Origin of the sequence: Pseudonocardia sp. EV170527-09 (assembly GCF_008369905.1) — a bacterium.
Classification (GTDB): Bacteria; Actinomycetota; Actinomycetes; order Mycobacteriales; family Pseudonocardiaceae; genus Pseudonocardia.
This window is the reverse complement of the sequence record NZ_VRMC01000488.1, coordinates 1-267: the sequence shown is the minus strand read 5'-3', so window position 1 is coordinate 267 and position 267 is coordinate 1. Positions and strand designations below refer to the sequence as shown.

Here is a 267-nt window from a genome sequence, read left to right as displayed (position 1 = left end):
GCCTAGGGGCCGAAAACAACCGCCTCTACGTGTGCGACGACGGCCTGAAAATATTTGATACCAGCCAGGCGCCGGTTCTCACTCAGGTGCAGCAGTTTGCCGCCCCCGTCACCGACGTGATTCCCAACGGCGACTACCTGCTGGCCGTGGGGCCGGGCGGCCTCTCCCAGTACCTGGTGCGCGGCCCGGCCGTGCGGCAGGTCAGCATGCTGCCCATCACGCCCACCAACTGATGCGCGGCTGCCAACTTGCCGGCCGCGCATCAGT

The 267-nt window shown here is 66.7% G+C and carries 1 protein-coding gene; it reads left to right on the top strand.

Annotation, left to right across the window (positions count from 1 at the left end; genetic code table 11):
- Nucleotides 1–233: hypothetical protein (locus FVA95_RS31275; RefSeq protein ID WP_205016077.1), on the top strand; the 233-nt coding region annotated here is incomplete at its 5' end.
- Nucleotides 234–267: the final 34 nt, after the last annotated feature.